This is a genomic window from Delftia sp. WY8 (assembly GCF_018437695.1).
GTDB lineage: Bacteria > Pseudomonadota > Gammaproteobacteria > Burkholderiales > Burkholderiaceae_C > Comamonas > Comamonas tsuruhatensis.
Window position 1 is genome coordinate 2,745,650 of sequence record NZ_CP049795.1, and the last position, 24,080, is coordinate 2,769,729.

A 24,080-nucleotide genomic window follows, 5' to 3' on the forward strand; every position below is an offset into this window, starting at 1 on the left:
GATCTTCGCGCCCGCCCGGCGCTGCAGTTGCGCTTGGCATGCATCAGGTACGCCGCTCCTGCACCGAAGATTCCAATGGCTGTTGATCACTGACCGCGTGCCCGTGTGGCTGCCATCGAGCAGCGCGCGGCCCACGCTGCTTGACGGCCCTGCCCGCGGCAGTCTTCCTGGTTCGCCAAGGAGAAAGCCATGTCCACACCGTTCGTCCGCCCCGCAATGCAACGCCTGCAGCCTGCCACTGCCGCGCCCTGCCCCGGCGCCACCGGCACGCGCGTGGCTGCCTCCCAGGCAGCAATGCAGGCCAAGGCACAGGCACAGATGCAGGCCCAGGCCCCATCGGCCATGGAGCACGCCATGCACCTGGACCTGCAGACCCACTGGCCCACGCACCGCATCCGCAGCTTTCTGAGCCTGCAGCCGCGCTGAGCGCGCGCCGCAGCCTTGCCCGCCCCATCGTCAGAAAGGAGTTCCCCCATGGACCCCGATCCGAGTCGATCTTGCCCTGACCCCTCCGATACGGTCCGGCCGCACATGCCTGCGGCCCTTCCGCCCCTTCCCAAGGCCCCGGCCGGGAGACCCGCGCACGTCCATTGACGGATAGGTGCCGGGCTTCTTTCGGCCGCAACGAAAGAAGCCCGCCATGCAACACGTCATCACCGCGCTGCGCACCACGCCGGCAACCACGCCCGCCACAGCACCCGTCTCCACACGCGCCAGCCGCACCTCCCACACCACCCGCGCCAGCACCTTGCAGCTGGCCCTGCAAGCCGCCATTGCGGCACGCCACACTGGGCAACTGCACACCCTGCTGCAGCAACACGGCCCCGATCTCTTCGCCCATGCCCTCGTGGCGCTCACGCAGCGCCAGCAGGCCGACGTTCTGTCCCTGCTGGCGGCGCAGGAGCGCGCCGAGGTCTACCGCCATCTGCCCGCCCACGCGCGGCGCCAATGGCTGCAGTCGGCCACCGTGGCCCGCCCGCCGCTGCGCCGCCGCCTGCTGTGCGCCTGCCAGCGCAACTGGCACTGGCTGCGCGCCACCCTTCGCTCGAGCCAGGCCTGAGCCACCGGGGAGGTCGCCATGAAAAACCTCAAGCACCTGTTCCAGGCCTTTTTGCGCAGCCGCCACGCCCTGGGGCTGTTCCGGCGCAATGCCCTGCCCTCGGGCACGGCCGTGCACCACTCGCGCTCGGTATCGCCGACCCTCACGCGCGAGCTGCTGCGCGCCTCGCGCGATGACATCGCCGCCGTGCTGGCGCGCACCGGCTCCAGCGAGGACGGCCTGACCCGCGAGCAGGCCCGCGCCGCGCTCACGCGTCTCGGCCCCAACGAGGTCGAGCACGAAAAGCCGCTGCCCGGCTGGCTGCACCTGTGGTACTGCTACCGCAATCCCTTCAACCTGCTGCTGACGCTGCTGGCCGTGGTCTCCTACGCCACGGAGGACATGAAGGCCACGGTCGTCATCGCCTCCATGGTGCTGCTGTCCACGCTGCTGCGCTTTGTGCAGGAAGGCCGCTCCAACCGCGCCGCCGCGCGGCTCAAGGCCATGGTCAGCAGCACGGCCACGGTGCTGCGCCGCAATGGCGGCCCCACGGCTCCTGCAGATGCCGACTCCGCAGACGCCCCGCACAGCGGCTTCGGCCAGCAGGCGCGCCGCTACGAGGTGCCGCTGCGCGAGGTCGTGCCCGGCGATTTCGTGGTGCTGTCGGCCGGGGACATGATTCCTGCCGACTGCCGCGTGCTCAGCGCCAAGGACCTGTTCGTGAGCCAGTCCGCCATGACCGGCGAATCCCTGCCCGTGGAAAAGCGCGCCGACGCCAGTGCATCGAATGGCACCGGCGTGCTGGACGCCAGCAACCTGCTGTTCATGGGCACCAACGTGGTCTCGGGCACGGCGCTGGCCGTGGTGCTGGCCACGGGCAACCGCAGCTATTTCGGCACCATTGCCACGCGGGTGACCTCCAACGACCGCGCGCCCACGGCCTTCGAAACCGGGGTCAACAGCGTCAGCTGGCTGCTGATCCGCTTTGCGGCCGTGATGGTGCCCGTGGTGCTGTTCATCAACGGCTACACCAAGGGCGACTGGGCCGAGGCCTTCCTGTTCGCGCTGTCCGTGGCCGTGGGCCTGACGCCCGAGATGCTGCCCATGATCGTGACCTCCACCCTGGCCAAGGGTGCCGTGGTGCTGTCGCGCCGCAAGGTCGTGGTCAAGCGGCTGGACGCCATCCAGAACTTCGGCGCCATGGACGTGCTGTGCACCGACAAGACCGGCACGCTGACCCAGGACCGCATCGTGCTGGAGCGCCACACCGACGCCTTCGGCCAGCCCTGCGACGAGACGCTGCGCTTCGCCTACCTCAACAGCCACTACCAGACCGGCCTGAAGAACCTGCTCGACCATGCCGTGCTGGAACACGTGGAGCTGCACACCCAGATGCGCGTGGCCGAGGACTACCGCAAGGTCGATGAGATCCCCTTCGACTTCGAGCGCCGCCGCATGTCCGTGGTGGTGGCCGAGCGCGGCCACCACCACGAGCTGATCTGCAAGGGCGCGGTCGAGGAAATCCTGGGCGCCTGCACCCGGCTGCGCGAGGGCGACGGCACGCGCCCGCTGGACGAGGAGCAGCTGGCCCGCGTGCGCCGCGTGACGCGCGAACTCAACCGCGAGGGCCTGCGCGTGGTCGCCGTGGCCATGAAGGAAGTGCCGCCGCACAAGAGCGACTACGGCGTGGCCGACGAGTCGGAGCTGACCCTGATCGGCTACATCGCCTTCCTGGACCCACCGAAGGAAACCACGGCCGAGGCGTTGGCCGCCCTGGCCGCGCACGGCGTGGCCGTCAAGCTGCTGACCGGCGACAACGAACTGGTGGCCGCCAAGGTCTGCCGCGATGTGGGGCTGCCCGCAGACCACATCATCCTGGGCACGCAGATCGAGCACATGAACGACGAGATGCTGCGCCAGACGGTGGAGCGGCATCAGCTGTTCGCCCGGCTCACGCCGCTGCACAAGGAGCGCATCGTGCATGCGCTGCGCGCCAACGGCCACATCACCGGCTTCATGGGCGACGGCATCAACGACGCCCCGGCCCTGCGCGCGGCCGACATCGGCATCAGCGTGGACAGCGCCGTGGACATCGCCAAGGAAGCGGCCGACATCATCCTGCTGGAAAAAAGCCTGATGGTGCTGGAGCAGGGCGTGATCGAGGGCCGGCGCACCTTCAGCAACATGCTGAAGTACATCCGCATGACGGCCAGCTCCAACTTCGGCAACGTGTTCTCGGTGATGGTGGCCTCGGCCTTCATCCCCTTCCTGCCCATGCTGCCGCTGCACCTGCTGGTGCAGAACCTGCTGTACGACCTCTCGCAGATCGCCATCCCCTTCGACAACGTGGACGACGAACTGGTGCGCCAGCCGCTGCGCTGGAACCCGGCCGACCTGGGCCGCTTCATGGTGTTCTTCGGGCCCATCAGCTCGCTGTTCGACATCCTGACCTTCGCGCTGATGTGGTTCGTCTTTGCCGCCAACACGCCCGAGCAGCAGACGCTGTTCCAGTCGGGCTGGTTCGTCATCGGGCTGCTCACGCAGACGCTGATCGTGCACATGATCCGCACGCCCAGGATCCCCTTCCTGCAAAGCCGCCCTTCCTGGCCGCTGCTGCTGGCCACGGCGGCCGTGATGGCGGCCGGCATCTTCCTGCCGATGGGGCCGCTGGCCGGCTACTTGAAGCTGCAGGCGCTGCCGGCGGCCTACTTCCCGTGGATGATTGCCATATTGCTGGGCTACGCTTGCCTGGCCACGCTGCTCAAGCGCGTCTACATCCGCCGCTACGGCTGGCAGTGACGCACCCTTCAACCCATTCACCAGGAAAGTCCGGAACCCCATGCAGGCCCTGCAGAACCTCAACCCCGGCGCCATGCTGGACACCTTCGTCAGCCTGACCACGGCCTTCGTGTTCGGCGCCCTCATCGGCCTGGAGCGCCAGGTGCGCCAGCGCACGGCGGGGCTGCGCACCAACACCCTGGTCGCCGTGGGCGCGGCCGTCTTCGTGGACCTGGCCGTGCGCCTGGGCGGGGCCGAGGGCGCCACGCGCGTGGTGGCCTACGTGGTCTCGGGCGTGGGTTTCCTGGGTGCGGGCGCCATCATGAAGGAAGGGGCCAACATCACCGGGCTGAACACGGCGGCCACGCTGTGGGGCTCGGCCGCCGTGGGCGCCTGCGCGGGCGCCAGCCTGGTGGCCGAGGCCGGCCTGGCCACGCTGTTCGTGCTGGCCAGCAACACCTTGCTGCGCCCCGTGGTCAACCGCATCAACCGCCGCCCGGTGGATGACGAATCCACGGAGTCGACTTACTACGTCTACGCCATCTGCCACCGCGGCGCCCAGGGCGATGTGCGAGAGCAGATGCTGGAGCTGCTGGAGAACGCCAGCTACCCCGTGCGCGGCGTGGAAACCCATGCCTTCGGGCCGCAGGACACGGAGATCGAGGCCATGCTCTACGCCACCTCGGTGGACTCCGACGAGCTGGACCGCGTGATCGCCGCCATCGAGGCCCTGCCCGGCGTGCTGCAGGCCTTCTGGAACGCCGGCACGGAGGAGTGAGCCTGCGTCAGCTGGCGTCGTCGCCCGGCACGGGAAGGCCCAGGTGGCGGTACGCCGCCTGGGTCGCCATGCGCCCGCGCGGCGTGCGCTGCAAAAAGCCCTGCTGGATCAGGTAGGGCTCGATCACATCCTCGATGGTGCCCGCCTCCTCGCCGATGCTGGCCGCGATGTTGTCCAGGCCCACGGGGCCGCCGTCGAAGCGGTGCACCACGGCCTCCAGCAACTTGCGGTCCATGATGTCGAAGCCCTGGGGATCGACATCAAGCATGGCCAGCGCGCGGTCGGCCAGCTCGCGCGTGATGCTGCCGTCGCCGCGCACATCGGCATAGTCGCGCACGCGGCGCAGCAGGCGGTTGGCAATACGCGGCGTGCCGCGCGAGCGGCGCGCGATCTCGAAGGCGCCCTCGTCGTCAATCGGCGCGTTCAACAGGCCTGCACTGCGCCGCACGATGCGCGCCAGCTCCTCGGCCGTATAGAACTCCAGCCGCGCCACGATGCCGAAGCGGTCGCGCAGCGGGTTGGTCAGCATGCCCGCGCGCGTGGTCGCGCCCACCAGCGTGAACGGCTGCAGGTCCAGCTTGATGGAGCGCGCCGCCGGCCCCTCGCCGATCATGATGTCGATCTGGTAGTCCTCCAGCGCCGGATAGAGGATTTCCTCGACCACGGGCGACAGGCGGTGGATCTCGTCGATGAACAGCACATCGTTGGCTTCGAGGTTGGTCAGCAGCGCCGCCAGGTCCTTGGGCTTTTCCAGCACGGGGCCGCTGGTCTGGCGCAGGTTCACGCCCAGCTCGGCCGCGATGATGTGCGACAGCGTGGTCTTGCCCAGGCCCGGCGGGCCGAAAAGCAGCACATGGTCCAGCGCCTCGCTGCGCTTTCGGGCCGCGCCGATGAAGATCTCCAGCTGCTCGCGCGCCTTGGCCTGGCCCACGTACTCCTGCAGCAGCTTGGGGCGCAGGGCGCGCTCCATGGCCTCTTCCCCGCGCGAGACCGGCGCTGCCGAAATCATGCGCGGCTTTTCCGGTGCCTTGTCGGGCGCGAAACCGCCCTGCGGAAAGCCGCCCTGCCCGAAATCGTCGGTATGGATGCTCATGCGCCGCTCACTTGGCCAGCGCCTTCAGCGCCAGCTTGATGCCTTCGGTCACACCCACGTCGGGCGGCAGCTTCTTGAGCGCGGCGGCCGCATCCTTGTCGGAATAGCCCAGCGCCATCAGCGCCTGCACGATGTCGTTCTGGTCGTTGTTCACGAACAGCGACTGCGCGCCCGTATCGGCGCCGATCTTGCCCTTGAGCTCCAGCAGCAGGCGCTCGGCCGTCTTCTTGCCGATGCCCGGCACCTTGACCAGGCGGCCTACCTCCTGCAGCGTCACGGCCTGGGCCAGGTCCTCCACGCTCATGCCGCTGAGCACCGACAGCGCCATGCGCGGGCCGATGCCGGTGATCTTGATCAGCTCGCGGAACGCCTGGCGCTCGCTGTGCGTGCCAAAGCCGTACAGAAGCTGCGCATCCTCGCGCACCACGAAGTGCGTCAGCAGGCTGACCCTGGCCCCGCTGGCCGGCAGGTTGTAGAAGGTGCTCATGGGCACCTGCACCTCGTAGCCCACGCCGCCGCAGTCCACCAGCACCTCGGGCGGGTTTTTTTCCAGCAGCGTTCCTGTCAATTTGCCTATCATTGGTGTCCTTTGCCGCCCCAGGGGCGGCTTTTCATGCCCGTCCGCAACCGAACGCCGGCCCATTCACAGGGTATGGCACCACGCCCTCGCGCTGGCCGCCGCCCGGAATCTCTGGAATTATCCGCGTGATCCTGCGCCACACATTCACACCCCACGACAACAACCGGTTGAGCCATCTGTGCGGCCCGGCCGACGCGCACCTGCGCACCATCGAGATCGCACTGGGCGTCAAGATCGCCCACCGCCACGAGCAATTCAAGATCGACGGCCCCAAGGCCAAGGCCAACGACGCACTGGAGCTGCTGCAGGCCCTCTACGAGATGGCCGACGACCCCATCCTGGACGATTCGCTGCAGCTCATGCTGGCCGGCGACACCGAACTCATCGAGCAGCCCCTGGACGCCATCCAGCTGTCCACGCGCCGCCCCGACCTGCGCGCGCGCACGGCCAACCAGTCGGCCTACCTGGAGAACATCGCCCGCCACGACATCACCTTCGGCATCGGCCCGGCCGGCACCGGCAAGACCTACCTGGCCGTGGCCTGCGCCGTGGACGCGCTGGAGCGCAGCGCCGTGCAGCGCATCGTGCTCACGCGCCCGGCCGTGGAAGCAGGCGAGCGCCTGGGCTTTCTGCCCGGCGACCTCACGCAGAAGGTCGACCCCTACCTGCGCCCGCTGTACGACGCGCTCTACGACCTCATGGGCTACGAGAAGGTGCAAAAGGCCTTCGAGCGCAATGTGCTGGAGATCGCGCCGCTGGCCTTCATGCGCGGGCGCACGCTGAACAACGCCTTCGTCATCCTGGACGAGGCGCAGAACACCACGCCCGAGCAGATGAAGATGTTCCTCACGCGCATCGGCTTCGGCGCCCGCGCCGTGGTCACGGGCGACGTCAGCCAGATCGACCTGCCCAAGGGCGCCCTGAGCGGCCTGATCGATGCCGAGCGCGTCTTGAAGCGCGTCAAGGGCATCGCCATCAACCACTTCACCAGCGCCGACGTGGTGCGCCACCCGCTGGTGGCCCGCATCGTGGACGCCTACGACGCACGCGGCCAGGCCCCTGCGCGCCGCGCCGCACCGCGCCTTGCAGCGCCTTGATCCCGACAGCCACAGCAGACGCCCGCCCACGGGCGCTCCAAAGCTCAAGCCCAAGCACACGCCCACGCACTCCCCCATGTCCCTGAACCAACTGCAACTGTCCCTGCAATTCGCGCGCTTTGCCGAGGCACCTGTCCACCGCGCCGTGCTGTCCCGCAGCAAGGTCACGCGCTGGATACGCCATGCCCTGGCCGTCGATGCCGAAATCACCGTGCGCATCGTCGATGCCGAAGAAGGCCAGCAGCTCAACCGCGAATACCGCCAGAAGGACTACGCCACCAACGTCCTGACCTTCGACTACCAGCAGGAGCCCACCGCCATGGCCGACCTGGTGCTGTGCGCCCCCGTGGTCGAGCGCGAGGCGCGCGAGCAGAACAAGACGCTGGAGGAGCACTACGCCCACCTGCTGGTGCATGGCACGCTGCATGCCCAGGGCTGGGACCATGAAACCAGCGAGCAGGACGCCGAGGAAATGGAAGCCTACGAGACCGAGATCATGGTCGAGCTGGGCTTTGCCGACCCCTACGCCAAGTAGGCGGCACCAGGGCCCACGCGGGCCTCAGCGCGCCGTATCGATGACGACCCGGCCGCGCACCTGGCCGGCAAGCAGCCTGGGCGCCAGCGCAACCGCATCGGCCAGGCCCGCCTCTTCGGTATTGCGCTCCAGCACCTCGCGCGGCAGTTCGGCAGCCAGCCGCGCCCAGGCCTGCTCGCGCCGCGCCTGCGGCGCATAGACGCTGTCGATGCCCAGCAGCGACACGCCGCGCAGAATGAACGGTGCTACGGAAGCCGGCAGGTCCAACCCCTGGGCCAGTCCGCAGGCTGCCACGCAGCCGCCGTAGCGCAGACTGGCGCACACATTGGCCAGCGTATGGCTGCCCACGCTGTCCACGGCCGCCGCCCAGACCTCCTTTTGCAGCGGCTTGCCGGGCGCATCCAGGCTGCTGCGCTCCACGATCCGCGCCGCGCCCAGCGCCTTCAGGTGCTCGGCCTGTTCGGGCCGCCCGGTGCCGGCGTGCACCTCGAAACCCAGGCGCGACAGCAGGGCCACGGCAATGCTGCCCACGCCGCCATTGGCCCCCGTCACCAGCACGGGGCCGCTGGAGGGCGTGATGCCCTGCGCCTGCAGCGCCATCACGCACAGCATGGCCGTATAGCCGGCCGTGCCTATGGCCATGGCATCCCGTGCGCTGAAGGCCTCGGGCCGGCGGATCAGCCAGTCGCCGTTCACGCGCGCCTGCTGGGCGAGCCCGCCCCAGTGGGTCTCGCCCACGCCCCAGCCATTGAGCAGCACGGCATCGCCGGGCTGGAAACGCGCGTCCTCGCTGTCCAGCACCGTGCCGGCCAGGTCGATGCCAGGCACCATGGGGAACTGGCGCACCACGGGCGAGCGTCCCGTGATGGCCAGTGCATCCTTGTAGTTGAGCGTGGAATGCGAGACGGCCACGCGCACCGCGCCGGCGGGCAGGCTGGCTTCGTCCAGCTCCACACACTCGGCACGGGTTTCACGCGGTACGGGTTGGGTCAGCAGCAAGGCTTTGAACATGGGGTCTCCAGCAAGGCAGTGGCAAAGGAATCCAAAGGCAATCAGGACTGCGGCGCGCCCAGCACGCCGCTGCGGCACAGGCGGGCGATGGCCTCGTCCGCCATCCCCAGCTCCCGCAGCAGCGCAAGGTTGCCATCGCCCAGGACGGGGGCCGGCGCACCCGGCAGGGGCTCGGCATCCATCCACCGGAACCCCAGTCCCGGAGTGTCCACCGCAGCGCCGCCGGCGCCATAGCTCACAGGTGACACGGTGCCGGCAGCGCGGGCCTCGCCCAGGAACTCACCCAGGCGCCGCACCCTGGCGGCAGGCACGCCCACGGCGTTGAGCCGGGCTTCCATGTCCCGTGCGTTGCGTGCGGCGAAGGCCTCGGCCAGACATGCCTGCAGTCGCTGCAGCGCGGACGCATCGCGCGCGGCAACAAAGCCGCCCTCGGGCGCGTTGAAGGCATCGAGGTCCAGCAGCGTGGCGTCCTCGCACAGGGCATCGAGCCCCAGTACGCTGGCGAGCCTGCGGACCTGCTGCGGCGTATTGGCGGCCGTGGACAGACAGCCGTCGGCGCACCGGTAGGTGTCGGCCGCCGGGCTCCCCGTATAGCCCCGGTTGCCCACGCGCAGCTCCATGCTGCGCCGCATGATGGAAGAGGTGTTCCGCCGCGAAGGCGTGATCGCGCCCACGCCCGTCATCGAATCCACCAGCCCCTTCACCAACCTGCAACTGGTCCGGGCCGGCCTGGGGCTCAGCGCCGTACCCGACTCCACGCTGCAGGCCTCGCCCCGGTCGCTGGGGGTGCGCAGGGTGCATGTCACACCCGCCATCTCCATGGGCCCCGTGGCGTTGATCTACCGCAGCGCCGTCGCCAACCCGCGCGTTGTCCTGCTGCGCGCCACGCTGGGCCTGCCCGGCCCGGCGGTGGAGCCGCCCTAGTCGTCAGGCGGCCGCCACGCCGGCGCGATCCTGTCCTTTTGCGCAAAGCAGCCCTGACCCCGCCGCCATGCCGGTGCGACAGCCCGCCCGATGGTCCGGCACTAAGATCGGCCTCGACCTATAACACCGGCCTGGCCGCGCAAGGCCTCGGCGGCCTGCCGATGCCTGGCCCCAGGAGGAGACAACACCCATGTGGGACATCGCACTGCTCATGAGCGCCGCCTTCGTGGCCGGCGCGCTCAATGCCGTCGCCGGGGGCGGCAGCTTCCTCACCCTGCCCGCTCTGGTCTTCACCGGCGTGCCGCCCGTGGCCGCCAACGCCACCGGCACCGTCGCCCTGCTGCCCGGCTACATGGCCGGTGCCTGGGGTTTTCGCCAGGACATGGAGCCGCCGCCCGGCCTGGGCATGCGCGGCGTCATCGTGCTGTCGCTCATCGGCGGCTCGCTGGGCGCGGCCCTGCTGCTGGTCACGCCCGACCACCTGTTCCGCAAGGTCGTCCCCTGGCTGCTGCTGGCCGCCACCGCCATGTTCGCCTTCGCGCCCCAGCTCAGGCGCATGGCATCACGCGGCAGCGCCGAGCATGCAGCCCATGCCTCACCCGTCAAAGCCGGCGCCGGCATGCTGGCCGTGGCCATCTACGGCGGCTACTTCAACGGCGGCCTGGGCATCCTGCTACTGGCCCTGTTCGGCCTGCTGGGCCAGACCAGGCTGCATGCCATGAACGGCATGAAGAACCTGGTCTCCGCCCTGCTCACGGCCATTGCCGTCGCCATCTATGCGGCCGGCGGCGTCGTGCAGTGGGAGCAGGCCCTGGTCATGATGATCGCCGCCACCGCAGGCGGCTACGGCGGCGCCCGCCTGGCGCGCCGCATCCCGCCCGAATGGCTGCGCGCGGGCATCGTGCTGACGGGGCTGGTGATGGCGGGGGTGTTTTTCTGGAGGCAGTGAGGCCAGAAAGCTACTTCTTCGGCGCCGCACTCTGCGCTGACTTCGATACGCGCTTGCCTGTGGATTTTTCCGGCGTCGCCGCATCCGTGTCTGGCTGAGGGCCGCTCTGTGGCAGGGCCAGGGCTTGCGCAAGCGAATGCAACCGCTCTTCGATACGCTTCACGGTTTCCAGTGTTTCGTCACCGACGCGGGTATCCAGATTCATTTGCGAACTATCGCTGTCCATGCCCGAAACGTGCGGCGCCGCAAAGGTCTGCTGTAGCCGAGCCACGACCTCGGCAGTCATTGAGCGCCGGTTCTCTTCGGAAGCGGCATCCAGCAGATCCTTCAGCTCCTGAGGGATACGCATGTAGATGGTTGGGTCGTCGCGTGCCATCCGCGCACTTTGCCATGGAACACACTTGCCATTCTCTATGCACAGTGCATAGAATATTGAGTGCATAGATCGTGCATAGAAAGCCCGAGTCATTGAAGCGACGACAAAGGAATCGATATGGCTGCGTCACGGCACTCAACGAACAAGCCCTGCACGATGGACACCGCTGCCTGGCCCACCATGCAGCAAATGATCGCCCTGTCCATTGCCCGCGCAGAGAGGGGGCTGGTTGCCCTGATCGAAACACGCTGTGCCGACATGGACTGGCATGACGCGGATGTAGAGGTGGACCTGGCCGCAGACCTGGCGCTGAACCACATCCGGCAAATCCGGCACAAGGTATTCGAGGACGCCAGTGAATTCGACAACGAGTGGTACCTCGCCCGCGCAGCCATCGCCCTGGCAGCCCAGGCCTTCAACCGGCCACAGAGCCTCTACGCCCGGCGCCTGAAACTGCTCCTGCAACTGTTTGATGAAGCACCGTCCTTTGTGGAATACGCGGAGCATGGTCCGGAAGGTTGAGGGCAGAGGCTTCTCTGTCGCATCCAAGTCAGCAGCCTTTCTGAGCTGCCTACGCGGCAGCGAACCTGAGCGCCCCCCGCGCCGGGCGGCTCCGTTTTCTGAGTTGCCTACGCGGCAGCGAACGATTACCTGTCGAACCTGTATGCGGGGATCATTTTCTGAGCTGCCTACGCGGCAGCGAACCTGTGCTGCATGGCGTTACCCTGGAGGCGGATTTTCTAAGCTGCCTACGCGGCAGCGAACTGCTGGAGCCGGGCACGTTCGAGCAAACCTATTTTCTGAGCTGCCTACGCGGCAGCGAACTACAACGGCGGCCAGGAATGGCGGCCACCGCTTTTTCTGAGCTGCCTACGCGGCAGCGAACGAGCATCTTGTTCGTTGATGTGACCGGACCTTTTTCTGAGCTGCCTACGCGGCAGCGAACGACGCCGTGCAAGGCTGCCTGGCCCAGATCGATTTCTGAGCTGCCTATGCGGCAGCGAACTGGCGGCCAGTTGAACCCGGCACATTCCCGCTTTTCTGAGCTGCCTATGCGGCAGCGAACGGCCTGGCTGCCAACTACTTCACCTTCGACCTTTTCTGAGCTGCCTATGCGGCAGCGAACGTGGCCGCCACTGGCCCAATACCCGGGTTCCATTTCTGAGCTGCCTATGCGGCAGCGAACGCACCGTGGCCGGCCAGCAAGGCCCTTGCCAGTTTCTGAGCTGCCTATGCGGCAGCGAACAGCTTGCCAGTTGGACGCAGAGCACGGAGCTTTTTCTGAGCTGCCTATGCGGCAGCGAACCTCCGCCTGCTGCTCGACTCGGTAGTCTTCTGTTTCTGAGCTGCCTATGCGGCAGCGAACAGGGGACGGATGAGCCACATCTGCTCGTATTCGGTTTCTGAGCTGCCTATGCGGCAGCGAACCGGCCGCACGGAAGGTCTTCCTGGTGGCGACGTTTCTGAGCTGCCTATGCGGCAGCGAACAGGCCACGTCATCCAAACCACTGCAGCGCATTTTTCTGAGCTGCCTATGCGGCAGCGAACAGCTCTCCTTGTGCCCAGTGGGGCGCTGAGCGTTTCTGAGCTGCCTATGCGGCAGCGAACCATTGGGATCTTCGCGCCCTCCAGCCAAGCGATTTCTGAGCTGCCTATGCGGCAGCGAACGCCGGAGGGTGTTGTCAGCGTTGTGCTGCCATGTTTCTGAGCTGCCTATGCGGCAGCGAACGTGTGGAGGTTGGCTTGCATGGCTTCCTTTTTTTTCTGAGCTGCCTATGCGGCAGCGAACGGTGGCCCATGTAGAAAGCGCCTGCTTTTCCTTTTCTGAGCTGCCTATGCGGCAGCGAACCAGGACCACCAGCGCGGCCTTGTCGCCGGTATTTTCTGAGCTGCCTATGCGGCAGCGAACGTCCGAACGGCCGGGCAACTGGACTACGTGCTTTTCTGAGCTGCCTATGCGGCAGCGAACGCCGAGGCTTCGGCGGCAGTCGTCTTCGGCTCTTTCTGAGCTGCCTATGCGGCAGCGAACGCCACCTCATCGACGTGCTGATGTGCATCCCTTTTCTGAGCTGCCTATGCGGCAGCGAACCCGTGACATGGTGCGCAGTGGCGCGATGGACTTTTCTGAGCTGCCTATGCGGCAGCGAACGCTGCGATCTGGGCTTCGAGTTCGGCCTTGCGTTTCTGAGCTGCCTATGCGGCAGCGAACCGCGTTTATGCGGCCAACGAGTACCACAGCAATTTCTGAGCTGCCTATGCGGCAGCGAACCAATGGCGGGTTGCACGCAAGCGTTTGGAGATTTTCTGAGCTGCCTATGCGGCAGCGAACTGATCTATTCTCATGATGCCAATGGCGGAGCTTTTCTGAGCTGCCTATGCGGCAGCGAACGGCAGGTAGCGCAGCTTCCATGTGGGGTGGAATTTTCTGAGCTGCCTATGCGGCAGCGAACTTGATGAAGTGGCAGGACTTCTACCGCGCGCCTTTCTGAGCTGCCTATGCGGCAGCGAACGCGAGCGCGGCTTGGCCGCCCGCCTTCTTGATTTTCTGAGCTGCCTATGCGGCAGCGAACGCACGGTGGCCGGCGTGTCTACCGTGCTGCCTTTTCTGAGCTGCCTATGCGGCAGCGAACCGCTGACGCTATCTGAGGACACACCATGCACTTTTCTGAGCTGCCTATGCGGCAGCGAACGGCGCCGTCGCCCGGCCGCGTTTCCGTGACCTTTTCTGAGCTGCCTATGCGGCAGCGAACTCGGGGAAGGTTGATGTCAGGCGCTGGCGTGTTTTCTGAGCTGCCTATGCGGCAGCGAACATGGGCGCGCCGGTCAGCATCGATCCTGCATTTTTCTGAGCTGCCTATGCGGCAGCGAACGTCGAGGGGCAAGCCCTGGAGCTGATCAACCGGTTTCTGAGCTGCCTATGCGGCAGCGAACCCTGCGGGTCGGCATCCACTGCAGGCGCAGCATTTCTGAGCTGCCTATGCGGCAGCGAACATCAATACTCTTCTGTTCCTGTTTCTGTTCCTTTTCTGAGCTGCCTATGCGGCAGCGAACAAGGTGCGCGCTCGGGCTCATGTCCCCGATGCTTTCTGAGCTGCCTATGCGGCAGCGAACGTGGCTGGGTGGTGGACAACGTGAACCGCAACTTTCTGAGCTGCCTATGCGGCAGCGAACTCGCTGCAGCCATCGCAGCCCAGGCCAAGGAATTTCTGAGCTGCCTATGCGGCAGCGAACGCGCGCCAGCTCGGTGACGGCGTCCACCAGCATTTCTGAGCTGCCTATGCGGCAGCGAACTAGACAAAAATCCTCCCAATTCATTGATTTTTAAAGAACTTTCACCCCTAACCCGAAAACACCCCAAAATTCCGAGGCGTCGCCAAGTTGTTGATTTGAAAGGCGACCCCACAGGCCGCCAGAAAAAGGGTCAGAACCAGGGAACAGCAGTTCCCAGGCTCAGCCCGTAGGTGTTGAAGCCTTCCTGGCCCGCCGTGCCCTGCACCGCTTTCTGCTCCACGAACAGGCAAAACGGCTGGCCGGTGCTGGCGCTGCGCAGTTGAACGTAGGGCAGGTCCGGGGTGCGCTCCACGCTGTCGGGGATGGCGGCCGCAGCCTGTTCGGCGGTTTCTCCCTTGCGCCGCATGCGGCGGCGGCGCAGGCGGTCGGGGCTGGTCTTGAATTGCCGGCGTTGCACCAGGCAGGGCACGGCGCCCTCTGGTACCAAAGCTGGCAGCGTGCAGTGCACGTGATCGCGCATGCCCTGCAGCCAGGGCTGTTCCATCAGGCAGCGCAGCGCGGCTTCACTGCCATGCAGGCGCAGGATGGTGCCCAGAGTGCGCGGACGCAGGCTGTAGCCGGGAAAGCTGATGCCTATGTCCGCGCTGCCCAGTTGCACGAGCGCGCGGTGCAGCTTGGTGACCAGCGCGCCCAGCAGGTGGGCGTGGCTGAATTCCGGGTCAGGCAGCAGCGTGATGTCGATGTAGTGCGAGGTCATGGCCATCAGCTCGCATCGCCGAAGACGCCGCCACGGATCAGCACGGCCATCACGAAGTGCTGCTGCTCGACGGGAGGCACCTTGTCCTTGAGCAGCCAGTCGTCCAGCAGGGTGTAGAAGTCCTGCTTTTGCTTGGGCTGGCGCCAGGCCTTGCCCTGGGTGGTGACGGAGCCGTAGGGCTCGACCGCGATAGGGCCCAGGTCCTGCGCGCCGTCGTACCAGGTGTCGATGGTGCGCAGGGCGTTGCCGATTTTCTGGGAGTGGATGGCGGCGACCTCCTGGCCTTTTTCCCCGATCTGGTAGAGCGTCTTGCTCTTTTTGGTGCTGCCCTTGTCGAGGATCAGTTCCTGCGAGGGGAAGACTTCCTGGCCCGCGCCCAGGCGCACAAAGGCCGTGATCTGCAGCAGCACATGGGCCTTGCCCTCAAGGCCGTCTGCGATCACGCTGCCCAGCGCCGCCACTTTCTCGTCAGGCTGCTCCAGCGTGCGCAGGTTGTGGGCCAGCGCATCGAACGACCATGCCTGCCCGGCCTTGCCATCCTTGAGCTGCACCACCTGCACCTGCACGCTTTCCGCGCCCACGCGGTTGCGCCACAGAAATCGCCCGTTCGCCAGGTTGGCCGCATAGCGGTTGGCCAGTTCGGCAAAGCCCTGGGCCGAGGCATAGGTCTGGACGGTCTGCGCGAGCCTGGCCTGGTATTCGGCGCTGTTGCAGGCAGACGGCGTGCCCGCGCCAGACAGCACGCGCAGCGTGAACTGCACCTTGAGCGTGTCGGCATCGGCGGGCAGGGCTGCCACGTCCACGGTCTGCAGGTTGGGGTTCTCGATGGCAGCGTCGAGCTTGGCCGGGTCCTGGTCCTTGGTCTTGAGGCGGTTGGAGATGGTGCCGCGCACGGATTTCTCGCGCAGCTTGACGGAGGGCCAGGAGGCGGAGGCCGCCCGGTCATCCCAGTTGCCTGCGTGGAAGACGGCGTCGGAGGGGTCGAGCTTGCGTTCGAAGGCGAGGACGGATGCGGTCTTGAGGGTGCTGGACATGGTGTTCAATCCTTTGGCAATACGGTGTGAAAGGCGGCGGTGCAAGGACGCGGGTCAGGTGTATGCATAGCTGTCGTCGTCTTCCTGCTCCTGGGCTGCGGCGTCGTCAGGGTCGGCCACGGTTGCGGGGTCTGGCACGTAGCCGCTGCGGCAGCGGTAAAGGCCCCGCTTTTCATCGGTGTGCGCATGCCACAGCAGTTGCTCCAGATGGGTGAGGCGGTGCGGGCTGATCCATTCGCCCAGCGAGTAGACCGACTCCACGAAGCGCAGCGGCGTGGTGGCATCGCGGGCGTTGAGCACTTCGCCTGCGGCATGCGATGGCGAGAGCGCCGCATAGCCCACGGGCACAGGCACGATCCACCCGCTGCCCGGGCCGCGCCAGGGGTCTGCCCATGGCTGCTTGCCATCGGCAGGCGGGGGCTGGCCTTCGGCCGCTGCCACGGGCTCGTGGTTGAAGCGCGATGCATGCAGCCAGGCGTCGAGCAGCGTGGTGTGCGCCGCTTTGTCGCGCAGCCTGTGCAGGCGGTCGGCCAGCAGGTCGTCACGCCCCACCAGGGCGAAGCCCGGCAGCCACTGGCGCCGCCATTCTCGGAACTGTCGGCTGCGCTCCGTGGCGTCTTCTGCCAGCACGGACAGCCTGGGGCGCACGCGCCTGCCGGGCGCGGCACGCGATGGCAGCAGGCTGCCGCCGGCCACCCGCATTTGCGACAGGATTTGCCCGGCTTCATCGGCCCATTGCTGCATCGGCTCGGCAGCGCTTTGCACCAGGGTCGGGGCCGAGTTGGAGCCAGGGACGCGTTTTTCCGAGACGGTGAAGACCAGGGAGATGTCGAGGTGGATGCGCCCTTCCTCCACGATGGCGGCGGTACTGCCGTCCTTGTCCACCGGGTTGCGCGTGAGGTTGAAGCTGCGCACATAGCCCTGCGTCACCTGCTCCTGATGGTGGTGGCAGACCACGCCCACCGCGTGCAGGCGCAAGGGGATGCCGGCCTGCGCCAGCTTGCGCTCCAGCGCCCACATCAGGCCGGTGAAGGCGGTGATGGAGGGGAAGCCATGGGTGAGCGGGCTGGAGATGGCGTTGGCGTTCTGGACGCGCAGATGGGGGAAGGTCAGGATGGCCTGCGGTTGTGGCGATTGCCTCATACCACGCCCCCCCTGTGCATCACCAGTTCATCATGCGTTTTGCGGATAGGGATATAGGCCGGGGCGTCCAGCCTTTTGCGCAGTTCACGCAACTGCTGCACAAAACCATCCTCATCGGTCAGCAGCTCTTTCCGCCACACACGCGCCTCGGCGTCGCCCACAGGCAACTGGCCGAACAGCTGGCTGTTGAGCCAGTTGGCAAAGCGTTTGCCTACCTCGGCAGGCCAGTCCATCCAAAGCCATTCGCGGGCGAAATCTGCTTCATCGCGCAGTTCGGCCCGCAATGGGTCCAGCCACAATTGCTCTTCACGCACCAGCTTGCCGAAGCGTTCTGAGTCGCAGCTCCAGCCAGCTGGCAGGGCCTGCTGCACTTCGCCGGCGAGCGAGACCATTTCATCGATCAGCGCATCGACGAAGGCTTCGCGGCGCTCGCGCGTTTGCAGGTTGGGCTCCGGGTCGGTCGCAAGGAAGGCACGCAGCTTGCGCACCGTGCTGCGCACCTCGGGACGTCCGATGAACAGCTTGTCGAACACGGAGCTGGCATGCACCGGCAGCCGTACATCGCTACTGCGCCAGACCGGTGGCAGCGAAGCCAGCAGGTAGTTGACCCCGCCACGCTCGCTGTTGAGCTGGGAAATATTCTGTGGCTTTGTCCCTCCCATCTTCTGGACGGCCAGCCCAGGGTAGTCATGGAAGACGCCGTCATGCGCCTTGCGCTCGCGCCGCGCCTGCCGGGCCGCCTTGTTGCTTTCCCCAAAGCGGTCTTCCTGCACCTGCGCATGCACGGCATGCGCCAGCGAGGTGGCAAACAACGGCGCCAGCAATTCATAGCCTTCATCGGCACAGGCATCGCTGCCCGTCAGCCAGTACAACTGCTTGGCCCGCGTGTGCGAACTGGGTATGCCCGCGCGCGGCTGGGTCAGGCCGACGAAGGCATCGCGCAAGCCCATGGCCTGCTGCGGGTCCTCATGCAAGGCTTGGAGCGCGCCCGGGTCTTGCGCCAGCAGCGCGGCCAGCAGGCTGGTGCCGTCCACCTGGACCTTGAGGAACTTGTAGACGTCAAGCGCCGCCGCATTGCCCACCACATCGCCAGAGAAGGACTGCCCCAGCGCATGGCTTCCCAGTTCCTGCAGCACGGGCAGGCCGGCCGGCTCCACATAGAGATTGGTGCCGCGCGCATCGGGATGTATGGGCTTGAGGGAGTGGGTGACGGCCTGGATTTGATCGACGCGCTTGGCAGCACTGGCCACCCAGGTATCACGCAGGAATGATGCGACGAGTTCGTCACGCTGAGGATCGTCAGGCTTGAGCTTTTCGAGCTTGGAATGCAATCGTTCTTGCAGGAACTGGTCGATTGCCGCACGAAAACCTGCCTTGCGCCCTGTTGCCGGGGCGTTGGACATAGGGATCACCTTTCGTGAGAAATGAAAGATAATTCCTCGGTCAACGAACTGACCGAGGAACTTGATGTTGCGACTGGAAAGTCGTCATAACGCTCTTCTGAGCGCGTGATTGCTAGCCACTGTGACCTCTCTTTCTTGGTTAGCGCCTTGAGAGCACGTTGTTGACACAGTCACCACCTGTTGTTAGCGCAGCAGGTGGTGGCATTCCATAATTCCAACCAGTCAACTCTTCACGATAAACCGCAGGTTTAAATAACCAACTTGGCAGCTGGATCGTAGCCGCTACGTGGTATCTTCGCAACCGCTTTCGAACAGGAAGCTCAGAAAAGTCACCTCTTCAAGATGACCGCCACATTTCTGCTGAACAAGCAGCGCCTTTGCCACTGAAGTGCTTCAACAGGCTGCCAAGTGGCAACCTTGCCAACCCAAAGATCAAGCGGCACTGCCAATCCGTGCAACACAGATAGCCGAAATCGACTCGCCTTCATGGAGTTGGAGTTTGGATGATCAAAGCAGAGATGCGCCCCATACACCCAGGTGAAGTCCTGCGCGAGGACTACCTGAAGCCCATGGACATGAGCGCCAACGCGCTGGCCAGGCACCTGCACGTTCCCGCCTCGCGCGTGAACGACATCGTGCTGGAGCGGCGCGGCATCACGGCCGACACGGCGCTGCGGCTGAGCCGCTTCTTTGGGGGCGACGCGCAGTCCTGGCTGAACCTTCAGACCGCCTACGACCTGCGCACGGCAGAGCTGAACGCGGAGTTGCAGGCGTCCGTGAGGCAAGTTCATCCGATGCAGCTGCATACCGCCTGATCCTCAGGCCCGGCCCACAAAGCCCAGCACGCCATGCCAGCGCCAGCCCTGTGCCTTGTCGGGCAGGCTGGCCGTGGCGTACTTGCTTGCACAGGCATCCAGCGCCAGCCCCTTGCCCTCCGCCAGGGCAAGCAGTTCATGCATCAGGTCGGCCTGCCCCCATGCAGTGACCGCCCCCTTCCGTAAGTCCAAGGGCTCCCGGTGCAGCAGGCTGTCCTGCACCAGCACATGGAGCTTGTCGCCCCGCCGCTGGCCATCGACCACGCGGTGCAGTTGCAGGCCCTCTTCCTCCTCATCCGGCAGAAACACCACATCCACGCGCGGCAGCGGGTCGTAGCGGAAGCGCTGGAACTGCGGCAGCAGGCCCGTGAGCCAGAAGCAGGCTGGGCTGGCCCAGTGCAGGCTGGCGGCGCGCAGCACCGGCGTGGCATCCGGGCTGTCTGCGGGGCGCGGCAGCATGGTGTCGTGCAGGCGGGCGTGTTCCAGGTCCACGAGGTTCCTGGCCGGGTGGAACTGCTCCCTGGCCACTTCGATGCGGGCTCGGGCGTCCACGGGCCAGAGGGGCTCGCCCTTGGTGTGCTTGGCCAGCAGCGATTGCAGGTCATGCGAGCGCAGGTGGAAGTACCGCGCCGTGTCCGCCTTGTCATCCACCGGCTCCATCTCGAAACCCGGCTTGCAGAATGCCGCCCGGCCTGGATGCTCGAAAGCGCGCAGGTTGCTGTCCAGCACCCGCATGTTGGCCTCCTGCACCGCACCCGACCGGTGGCGCCGCACGCGTCCGGCCAGCTGGATCAGCGAGCGCATGGACGAGGGCTCGACCACCGCCCAGTCATAGTCGTGGTCGCGGCCCACTTCGGTGACGGGGGAGCCGAGCACGATGAAGAGGTGTTCGACCTCATCGTTGGCATCAAGCAGTGCGCGGATGGCCGGCCTCTGGAAGATGGGGTCTGCGCCGTCGGGGGAGCGGCGGTCCAGCACGGTGTCCAGGTGCCGCTCGATGCTGGAACGCGCCAGCAGCGGAAATTGCGAGTGGTAGACGCACAGGTGCACTCGCACGCCCGGCGCGGGAGCGCCCTGGCCAAACATGGCCACGGCCACGTCGAACAGCGGTTCGATGTTGGCCATGCGGATGAGGCCGAAGCTCACGCGCTTGCCGCTGGCGGGGTCAATGCCATGGTTGCCCGGCTGCTGGTGCAGCTGCCATGCATGCTCCAGCGCGATGCGCGCAAAATCCCGGCGCCGCGCGGCCGGGTCCAGCCCCTGCCAGCCGGCAGGCAGGGGAGCGATGGCAGCCAGGCGCCGCACCTCGGCCCGGGCGAGCTGGGCCACGCGCTTTTGCACAAAGCCTTCATGGCCTGCACGAAACCCTGCACCATCGGCACAGTCCAGCGCCTGCTGGTGGAATTCGTCCACCCACAGACAGCAGATGGCCACTGGCTCGCCGGGCCGCTCGCCGCGATGGCGCTGGAAGATCTCGCGCCCGGCGCGGTAGGCCAGGTAGAGCCCCTCCACCAGCGCTGGCGGCAATGTGGCCGAGGACAGCAGCACGCGTGAGCCCAGCAGGCCCGCCCAGTGCACGAGCCGCGTGAGCGCGGGCAGGTCGGCCATGTCGAAATCATCGGGCTCGTCCAGTACCAGGTCGCCCGTCATGAGGCGCAGCATGGGCGCGATCTGGCGGCCGCCGCGCAGGCTTTCAGTGGCGGGCGTGAGGTGGTCCACGGTGCAGGCCAGCACGGGCGCGGCGATCAGCGAGCGCACCTGCGCATCGTCGGTCAGGCGCTGCAGCAGTGGGTGCTGGTCATTGCCGTCGAACAGGACTTGCCCGCCTTCGTCGAGCAGCGCCTGGCGCGAGGCCGAACCCGTGGCCTCGGCCTGCGCTTCCCAGTACTCGAACAGCGCGCGGCTGGCCGCGCCGCCGACCTTGATGGCGAGCTGGTCGTCGCCCAGTCCCAGGTCGTTCTGGAACACCCGCCCCGTCTGCAGCGTGAGCGTGCGCAGGCCGATGGCGAAGGCACAGCGCATGCCCACGCCCGGGTCGGCCAGCGCGTTCATGATGCGGGCATTGCCCAGCGTCTTGCCGCAGCCGGTGGAAGCCATGTTGACGATGAAGCCGCCCTGGCTGGCGGCCCGGTGGCGCACGCTGGCAGCCAGGTCGGCAGCCTTGTCCTGCCACTGGAAGCGCGCGTTGCTGCTGCGCTTCTTGAGGCCGCGATGGCTGCGCAGTGCCGGCAGGCTGCGCGCCAGCGTGGGCAGCGAGCGCGCCACCAGCGTGGCATGGGCCTGCACGCCAAGCAGGTGCTCGTCCAGCGTCTGGTTGAAAGCGGACGCGGCGCCTGGAGCTGCACTATTGCGCCGGGTGTTGGCGTACAGCGGATAGCCCGCGTTGCGGAAAGGCTGGCGGCGCGCCTCGTCCTCGATGCTGGAGTAGTGGTGGTCGGCCAGCATCAGGCACAGGCGCGAAAGGTGCAGCGTGAACGGATCGCCCAGGCTTGCAGCGTCAAGCGACCGGCCCGTCAGTTCCTGCAGTTTGAGCGCATAGCGCGCCGCCTGCTTGCGCCAGGCGGCCGTGGCCACCGGAAGGCCCTGCGGGAAGTCCCAATGGGAGCGCACTTTTGCCGGATCGGCTTTCTCGCGCGGCTCGTTCCAGTCGGCGCTGATGCACTGCAGCAGCTGCTCGATCTCATTGCTGTTGACGAAGCGCGGGCGCGCGCCGAAGCGGCACCATTGGCGGCGGTCGGGCTCCAGCTCGTCGTCGGACTCCTGCCGGCCTGCAGCGACCGGCATGCAGGGCAGCCGATGGTGTGTCAGAACCAGCCAGGCCACGGCGGTGGCCAGCGGCGGCAGCGCCTTGAACGGCAGAAGCTGGCTGGCCTGCGGCTCGTCCAGGCCATCGCGCAGAAGGCGGCCGCTGCGGTGATCCAGCCATTGCGCCTCAAAGGCCCGGGCGTCGGCAGCCTCATCCACACAGGCTGCCAGCCTTTGCAGCCATGCCGCGTCGCTGTCGCCGCCCACGAAAGCCTGGAACAGCCGCACCGACACCCATTCATGGCGGTAGTGGTTGCGCTCGCGCAGGCCCGGATTCTTCAGCCGGTCCTGGAATGCCCTGGTGGCCTTGCCCAAGTCATGCACCAGGGCCGCCAAAGCGGCCAGCGCCGTGATCAGTGGCAGGTGGTGCCAGTGGCTTTCGTCTTCTGCGCGCAGCACGTTGCTGGCCGTGGTGTTGGTGGGCACGGCGCCTTCGGCGTTGAACTGGCGCCCGTCGCCCACGACCCACAGCAGTTCGCTGTGGTCGTGCCCGCGTATCCAGTGGCAGGCCACGGCGGTGTTCTTGCGCGCGCTCTGGCGCAGCAGCTTGCGCACGGTGTCGAGCCCGGCCGCGGTGATGGGCGTCTGCCAGGTGCGGTCGCCGCGCCGCTCGGCAAACTGGTCGAGGATGCGGCGCGTTTCGGTGAGGGCGCGCTTGCTGCACTGGGAGACGAAGAGCACGTTCATGTGCCGCCCTCCTGCACAGCGCCGGGCGTTGTGAGCGTGGCGGGCGCGCCGGCCATGCGCGCCGTGTCGACGGCAATGCGCTTGAGCGTGTCGATGATGAAGTCCAGCGATTCGCTGCGCGTAAGGGCCTCTATGCATTGGCGGCGAAATTGCGGCTCGTCGTCGCCGCGCATGGCCGACAGGAAGGCCTGGGGCAGGATGGCGGCATCCTTGACCAGGTCGGCCGCATCGAACACCAGGCCGCCGCGCCGCGTCTTGCCATGCAGAACGGCTAGGCCGTGGGGCAGGCCCAGCACCCAGGTGGCCGTGGCGCCCAGTCCGTAGGCCAGGTAGTTGCCATGGTCCAGATAGCGGTTGGCTGCATCGGTGCCGGTGCCGCGCTTGGCGCGCGTGAATTCGCCATATCCCACGGTGTCCACGGCGAGCTTGAACAAGGCCTTGGTCAGCCGTGCCTCATCGGTCAGCAGTGTCATGACATCGGGCGCATTGGCCATCAGCGCCGCAAATTGCTGCACCAGCGCCTTGAGGCGCTCCATGTCCACGGAAAACCCTGCTTCGCGCAAGGCTCGTGCGCCCCATTCCTGCTGCATCCGCTGCAATCGCAAAGCCTGCAATTGCTTGGCGGCATGCAGGCGCAGTTCATCGTCAAACCAGAATTGGACCCAGGCCTGCAGGTATTCAGTGGGGCGGTACTCGCTTTGCGGAGTGAGCCAGGCGACTTCAACGTCAACTTCATTGGCGCCGAACAAGGGCGTGCCGCCGCCACCACAAAAGCCCACCAGCACCCCAGCCTTGGCCAGCTCCCGCATGGCCGCCTGCGTGATGGAGGTGCCGGTGCCCAGCAGGATGCTGGTGGTGTTGGCAATGGGAATATTCCAATACAGGCTGCGCTTGCCGGCATCGGTCACATATTCCACCCGCCCGCCATTGACCAGGACACGGCAGTGCTCAAGGTAATAGATGTTGGCGCGTTTGGAATGGAGAATGGTCTTGAGATCCTGGCCTTTGATGTCCTGCATTGCAGCCTCCCGCAGGCAGTTGTATC

21 protein-coding genes and 1 CRISPR repeat array are annotated in these 24,080 nt (G+C 66.6%); of the genes, 10 read left to right on the forward strand and 11 right to left on the reverse strand.

Going from position 1 to position 24,080, the window contains the following annotated elements; all coding sequences use genetic code 11:
• The first annotated feature begins 189 nt into the window (after window positions 1–189).
• From G4D77_RS12690 to G4D77_RS12705, 4 genes are all read left to right on the forward strand, one after another.
• Window positions 190–426: a hypothetical protein gene (locus G4D77_RS12690; protein ID WP_012203161.1), complete on the forward strand. Its 237-nt coding sequence runs from the start codon at window positions 190–192 to the stop codon at window positions 424–426.
• Between the two features lie 214 nt (window positions 427–640).
• Window positions 641–1,060, forward strand: a complete 420-nt coding sequence (locus G4D77_RS12695) for a hypothetical protein (RefSeq protein WP_154835839.1) — start codon at window positions 641–643, stop codon at window positions 1,058–1,060.
• An 18-nt stretch (window positions 1,061–1,078) separates the two neighbouring features.
• Window positions 1,079–3,838 carry a magnesium-translocating P-type ATPase gene (mgtA, locus tag G4D77_RS12700; protein ID WP_213757965.1) on the forward strand — a complete coding sequence of 920 codons (2,760 nt, stop codon included), beginning with the start codon at window positions 1,079–1,081 and terminating at the stop codon, window positions 3,836–3,838.
• A gap of 40 nt (window positions 3,839–3,878) precedes the next feature.
• Window positions 3,879–4,595 carry an MgtC/SapB family protein gene (locus tag G4D77_RS12705; protein ID WP_012203158.1) on the forward strand — a complete coding sequence of 239 codons (717 nt, stop codon included), beginning with the start codon at window positions 3,879–3,881 and terminating at the stop codon, window positions 4,593–4,595.
• Between the two features lie 7 nt (window positions 4,596–4,602).
• Here the strand turns inward: G4D77_RS12705 and ruvB are convergent, their stop codons facing one another.
• Together ruvB and ruvA are read right to left on the reverse strand one after the other, a co-directional pair.
• Window positions 4,603–5,688, reverse strand: a complete 1,086-nt coding sequence (gene ruvB, locus G4D77_RS12710) for a Holliday junction branch migration DNA helicase RuvB (protein ID WP_016451874.1) — start codon at window positions 5,686–5,688, stop codon at window positions 4,603–4,605.
• Window positions 5,689–5,695: 7 nt separating this feature from the next.
• Window positions 5,696–6,268: a Holliday junction branch migration protein RuvA gene (gene ruvA, locus G4D77_RS12715; protein WP_016446532.1), complete on the reverse strand. Its 573-nt coding sequence runs from the start codon at window positions 6,266–6,268 to the stop codon at window positions 5,696–5,698.
• A gap of 125 nt (window positions 6,269–6,393) precedes the next feature.
• Here ruvA and G4D77_RS12720 point away from each other — a divergent pair, with 125 nt between their 5' ends.
• Both G4D77_RS12720 and ybeY read left to right on the forward strand, forming a co-directional pair.
• On the forward strand, window positions 6,394–7,365 hold the full coding sequence (locus G4D77_RS12720) for a PhoH family protein (RefSeq protein WP_016446533.1): 972 nt from the start codon (window positions 6,394–6,396) through the stop codon (window positions 7,363–7,365).
• Between the two features lie 76 nt (window positions 7,366–7,441).
• Window positions 7,442–7,900 (forward strand): rRNA maturation RNase YbeY, encoded by a 459-nt coding sequence (gene ybeY / locus G4D77_RS12725; protein WP_012203154.1) that lies wholly within the window; start codon window positions 7,442–7,444, stop codon window positions 7,898–7,900.
• Between the two features lie 24 nt (window positions 7,901–7,924).
• Here the strand turns inward: ybeY and acuI are convergent, their stop codons facing one another.
• Both acuI and G4D77_RS12735 read right to left on the reverse strand, forming a co-directional pair.
• On the reverse strand, window positions 7,925–8,911 hold the full coding sequence (acuI, locus tag G4D77_RS12730) for an acrylyl-CoA reductase (NADPH) (RefSeq protein WP_154835843.1): 987 nt from the start codon (window positions 8,909–8,911) through the stop codon (window positions 7,925–7,927).
• Between the two features lie 41 nt (window positions 8,912–8,952).
• Entirely contained in the window at window positions 8,953–9,543 is a 591-nt protein-coding gene (locus G4D77_RS12735) for a CoA transferase (protein WP_227740850.1), read from the reverse strand.
• On the opposite strand from G4D77_RS12735, the gene G4D77_RS12740 reads away from it, so the two are divergent.
• Together G4D77_RS12740 and G4D77_RS12745 are read left to right on the forward strand one after the other, a co-directional pair.
• The gene (locus G4D77_RS12740; RefSeq protein WP_080650098.1) at window positions 9,530–9,835 is read left to right on the forward strand and encodes a LysR substrate-binding domain-containing protein; all 306 of its coding nucleotides are present in this window, start codon (window positions 9,530–9,532) and stop codon (window positions 9,833–9,835) included. The two genes, G4D77_RS12735 and G4D77_RS12740, sit on opposite strands and share 14 nt — an antisense overlap.
• A 190-nt stretch (window positions 9,836–10,025) precedes the next feature.
• Window positions 10,026–10,784, forward strand: a complete 759-nt coding sequence (locus G4D77_RS12745; RefSeq protein ID WP_013804301.1) for a sulfite exporter TauE/SafE family protein — start codon at window positions 10,026–10,028, stop codon at window positions 10,782–10,784.
• A 10-nt stretch (window positions 10,785–10,794) separates the two neighbouring features.
• Here G4D77_RS12745 and G4D77_RS12750 read toward each other — a convergent pair whose 3' ends face one another.
• Window positions 10,795–11,160: an Arc family DNA-binding protein gene (locus G4D77_RS12750; RefSeq protein WP_154835845.1), complete on the reverse strand. Its 366-nt coding sequence runs from the start codon at window positions 11,158–11,160 to the stop codon at window positions 10,795–10,797.
• 156 nt (window positions 11,161–11,316) lie between these two features.
• On the opposite strand from G4D77_RS12750, the gene G4D77_RS12755 reads away from it, so the two are divergent.
• On the forward strand, window positions 11,317–11,682 hold the full coding sequence (locus G4D77_RS12755; protein WP_017406420.1) for a hypothetical protein: 366 nt from the start codon (window positions 11,317–11,319) through the stop codon (window positions 11,680–11,682).
• A 37-nt stretch (window positions 11,683–11,719) separates the two neighbouring features.
• A CRISPR array of direct repeats spans window positions 11,720–14,451; the repeat unit is 28 nt; unit sequence TTTCTGAGCTGCCTATGCGGCAGCGAAC.
• Between the two features lie 130 nt (window positions 14,452–14,581).
• Here the strand turns inward: G4D77_RS12755 and cas6f are convergent.
• From cas6f to csy1, 4 genes are read right to left on the reverse strand one after another with little or no spacing between them, the layout of a single operon-like run.
• Window positions 14,582–15,148 (reverse strand): type I-F CRISPR-associated endoribonuclease Cas6/Csy4, encoded by a 567-nt coding sequence (gene cas6f, locus G4D77_RS12760; RefSeq protein WP_154835847.1) that lies wholly within the window; start codon window positions 15,146–15,148, stop codon window positions 14,582–14,584.
• A gap of 5 nt (window positions 15,149–15,153) precedes the next feature.
• Entirely contained in the window at window positions 15,154–16,182 is a 1,029-nt protein-coding gene (gene csy3, locus G4D77_RS12765; RefSeq protein WP_154835849.1) for a type I-F CRISPR-associated protein Csy3, read from the reverse strand.
• Window positions 16,183–16,236: 54 nt separating this feature from the next.
• The gene (gene csy2 / locus G4D77_RS12770) at window positions 16,237–17,325 is read right to left on the reverse strand and encodes a type I-F CRISPR-associated protein Csy2 (RefSeq protein WP_043789325.1); all 1,089 of its coding nucleotides are present in this window, start codon (window positions 17,323–17,325) and stop codon (window positions 16,237–16,239) included.
• Entirely contained in the window at window positions 17,322–18,728 is a 1,407-nt protein-coding gene (gene csy1, locus G4D77_RS12775) for a type I-F CRISPR-associated protein Csy1 (protein WP_154835851.1), read from the reverse strand. The genes csy2 and csy1 overlap by 4 nt, the downstream gene beginning before the upstream one ends.
• A 503-nt stretch (window positions 18,729–19,231) precedes the next feature.
• Here csy1 and G4D77_RS12780 point away from each other — a divergent pair.
• Window positions 19,232–19,543, forward strand: coding sequence for a HigA family addiction module antitoxin (locus G4D77_RS12780; protein ID WP_016451884.1), 312 nt, complete (start codon window positions 19,232–19,234; stop codon window positions 19,541–19,543).
• 3 nt (window positions 19,544–19,546) lie between these two features.
• Here the strand turns inward: G4D77_RS12780 and cas3f are convergent, their stop codons facing one another.
• Both cas3f and cas1f read right to left on the reverse strand, forming a co-directional pair.
• A complete protein-coding gene (gene cas3f / locus G4D77_RS12785) occupies window positions 19,547–23,035 on the reverse strand; it encodes a type I-F CRISPR-associated helicase Cas3f (RefSeq protein ID WP_154835853.1) in 3,489 nt (1,162 codons plus the stop codon).
• Entirely contained in the window at window positions 23,032–24,054 is a 1,023-nt protein-coding gene (gene cas1f / locus G4D77_RS12790) for a type I-F CRISPR-associated endonuclease Cas1f (RefSeq protein ID WP_154835855.1), read from the reverse strand. Before cas1f ends, cas3f begins: the two co-directional genes overlap by 4 nt.
• Window positions 24,055–24,080: the final 26 nt, after the last annotated feature.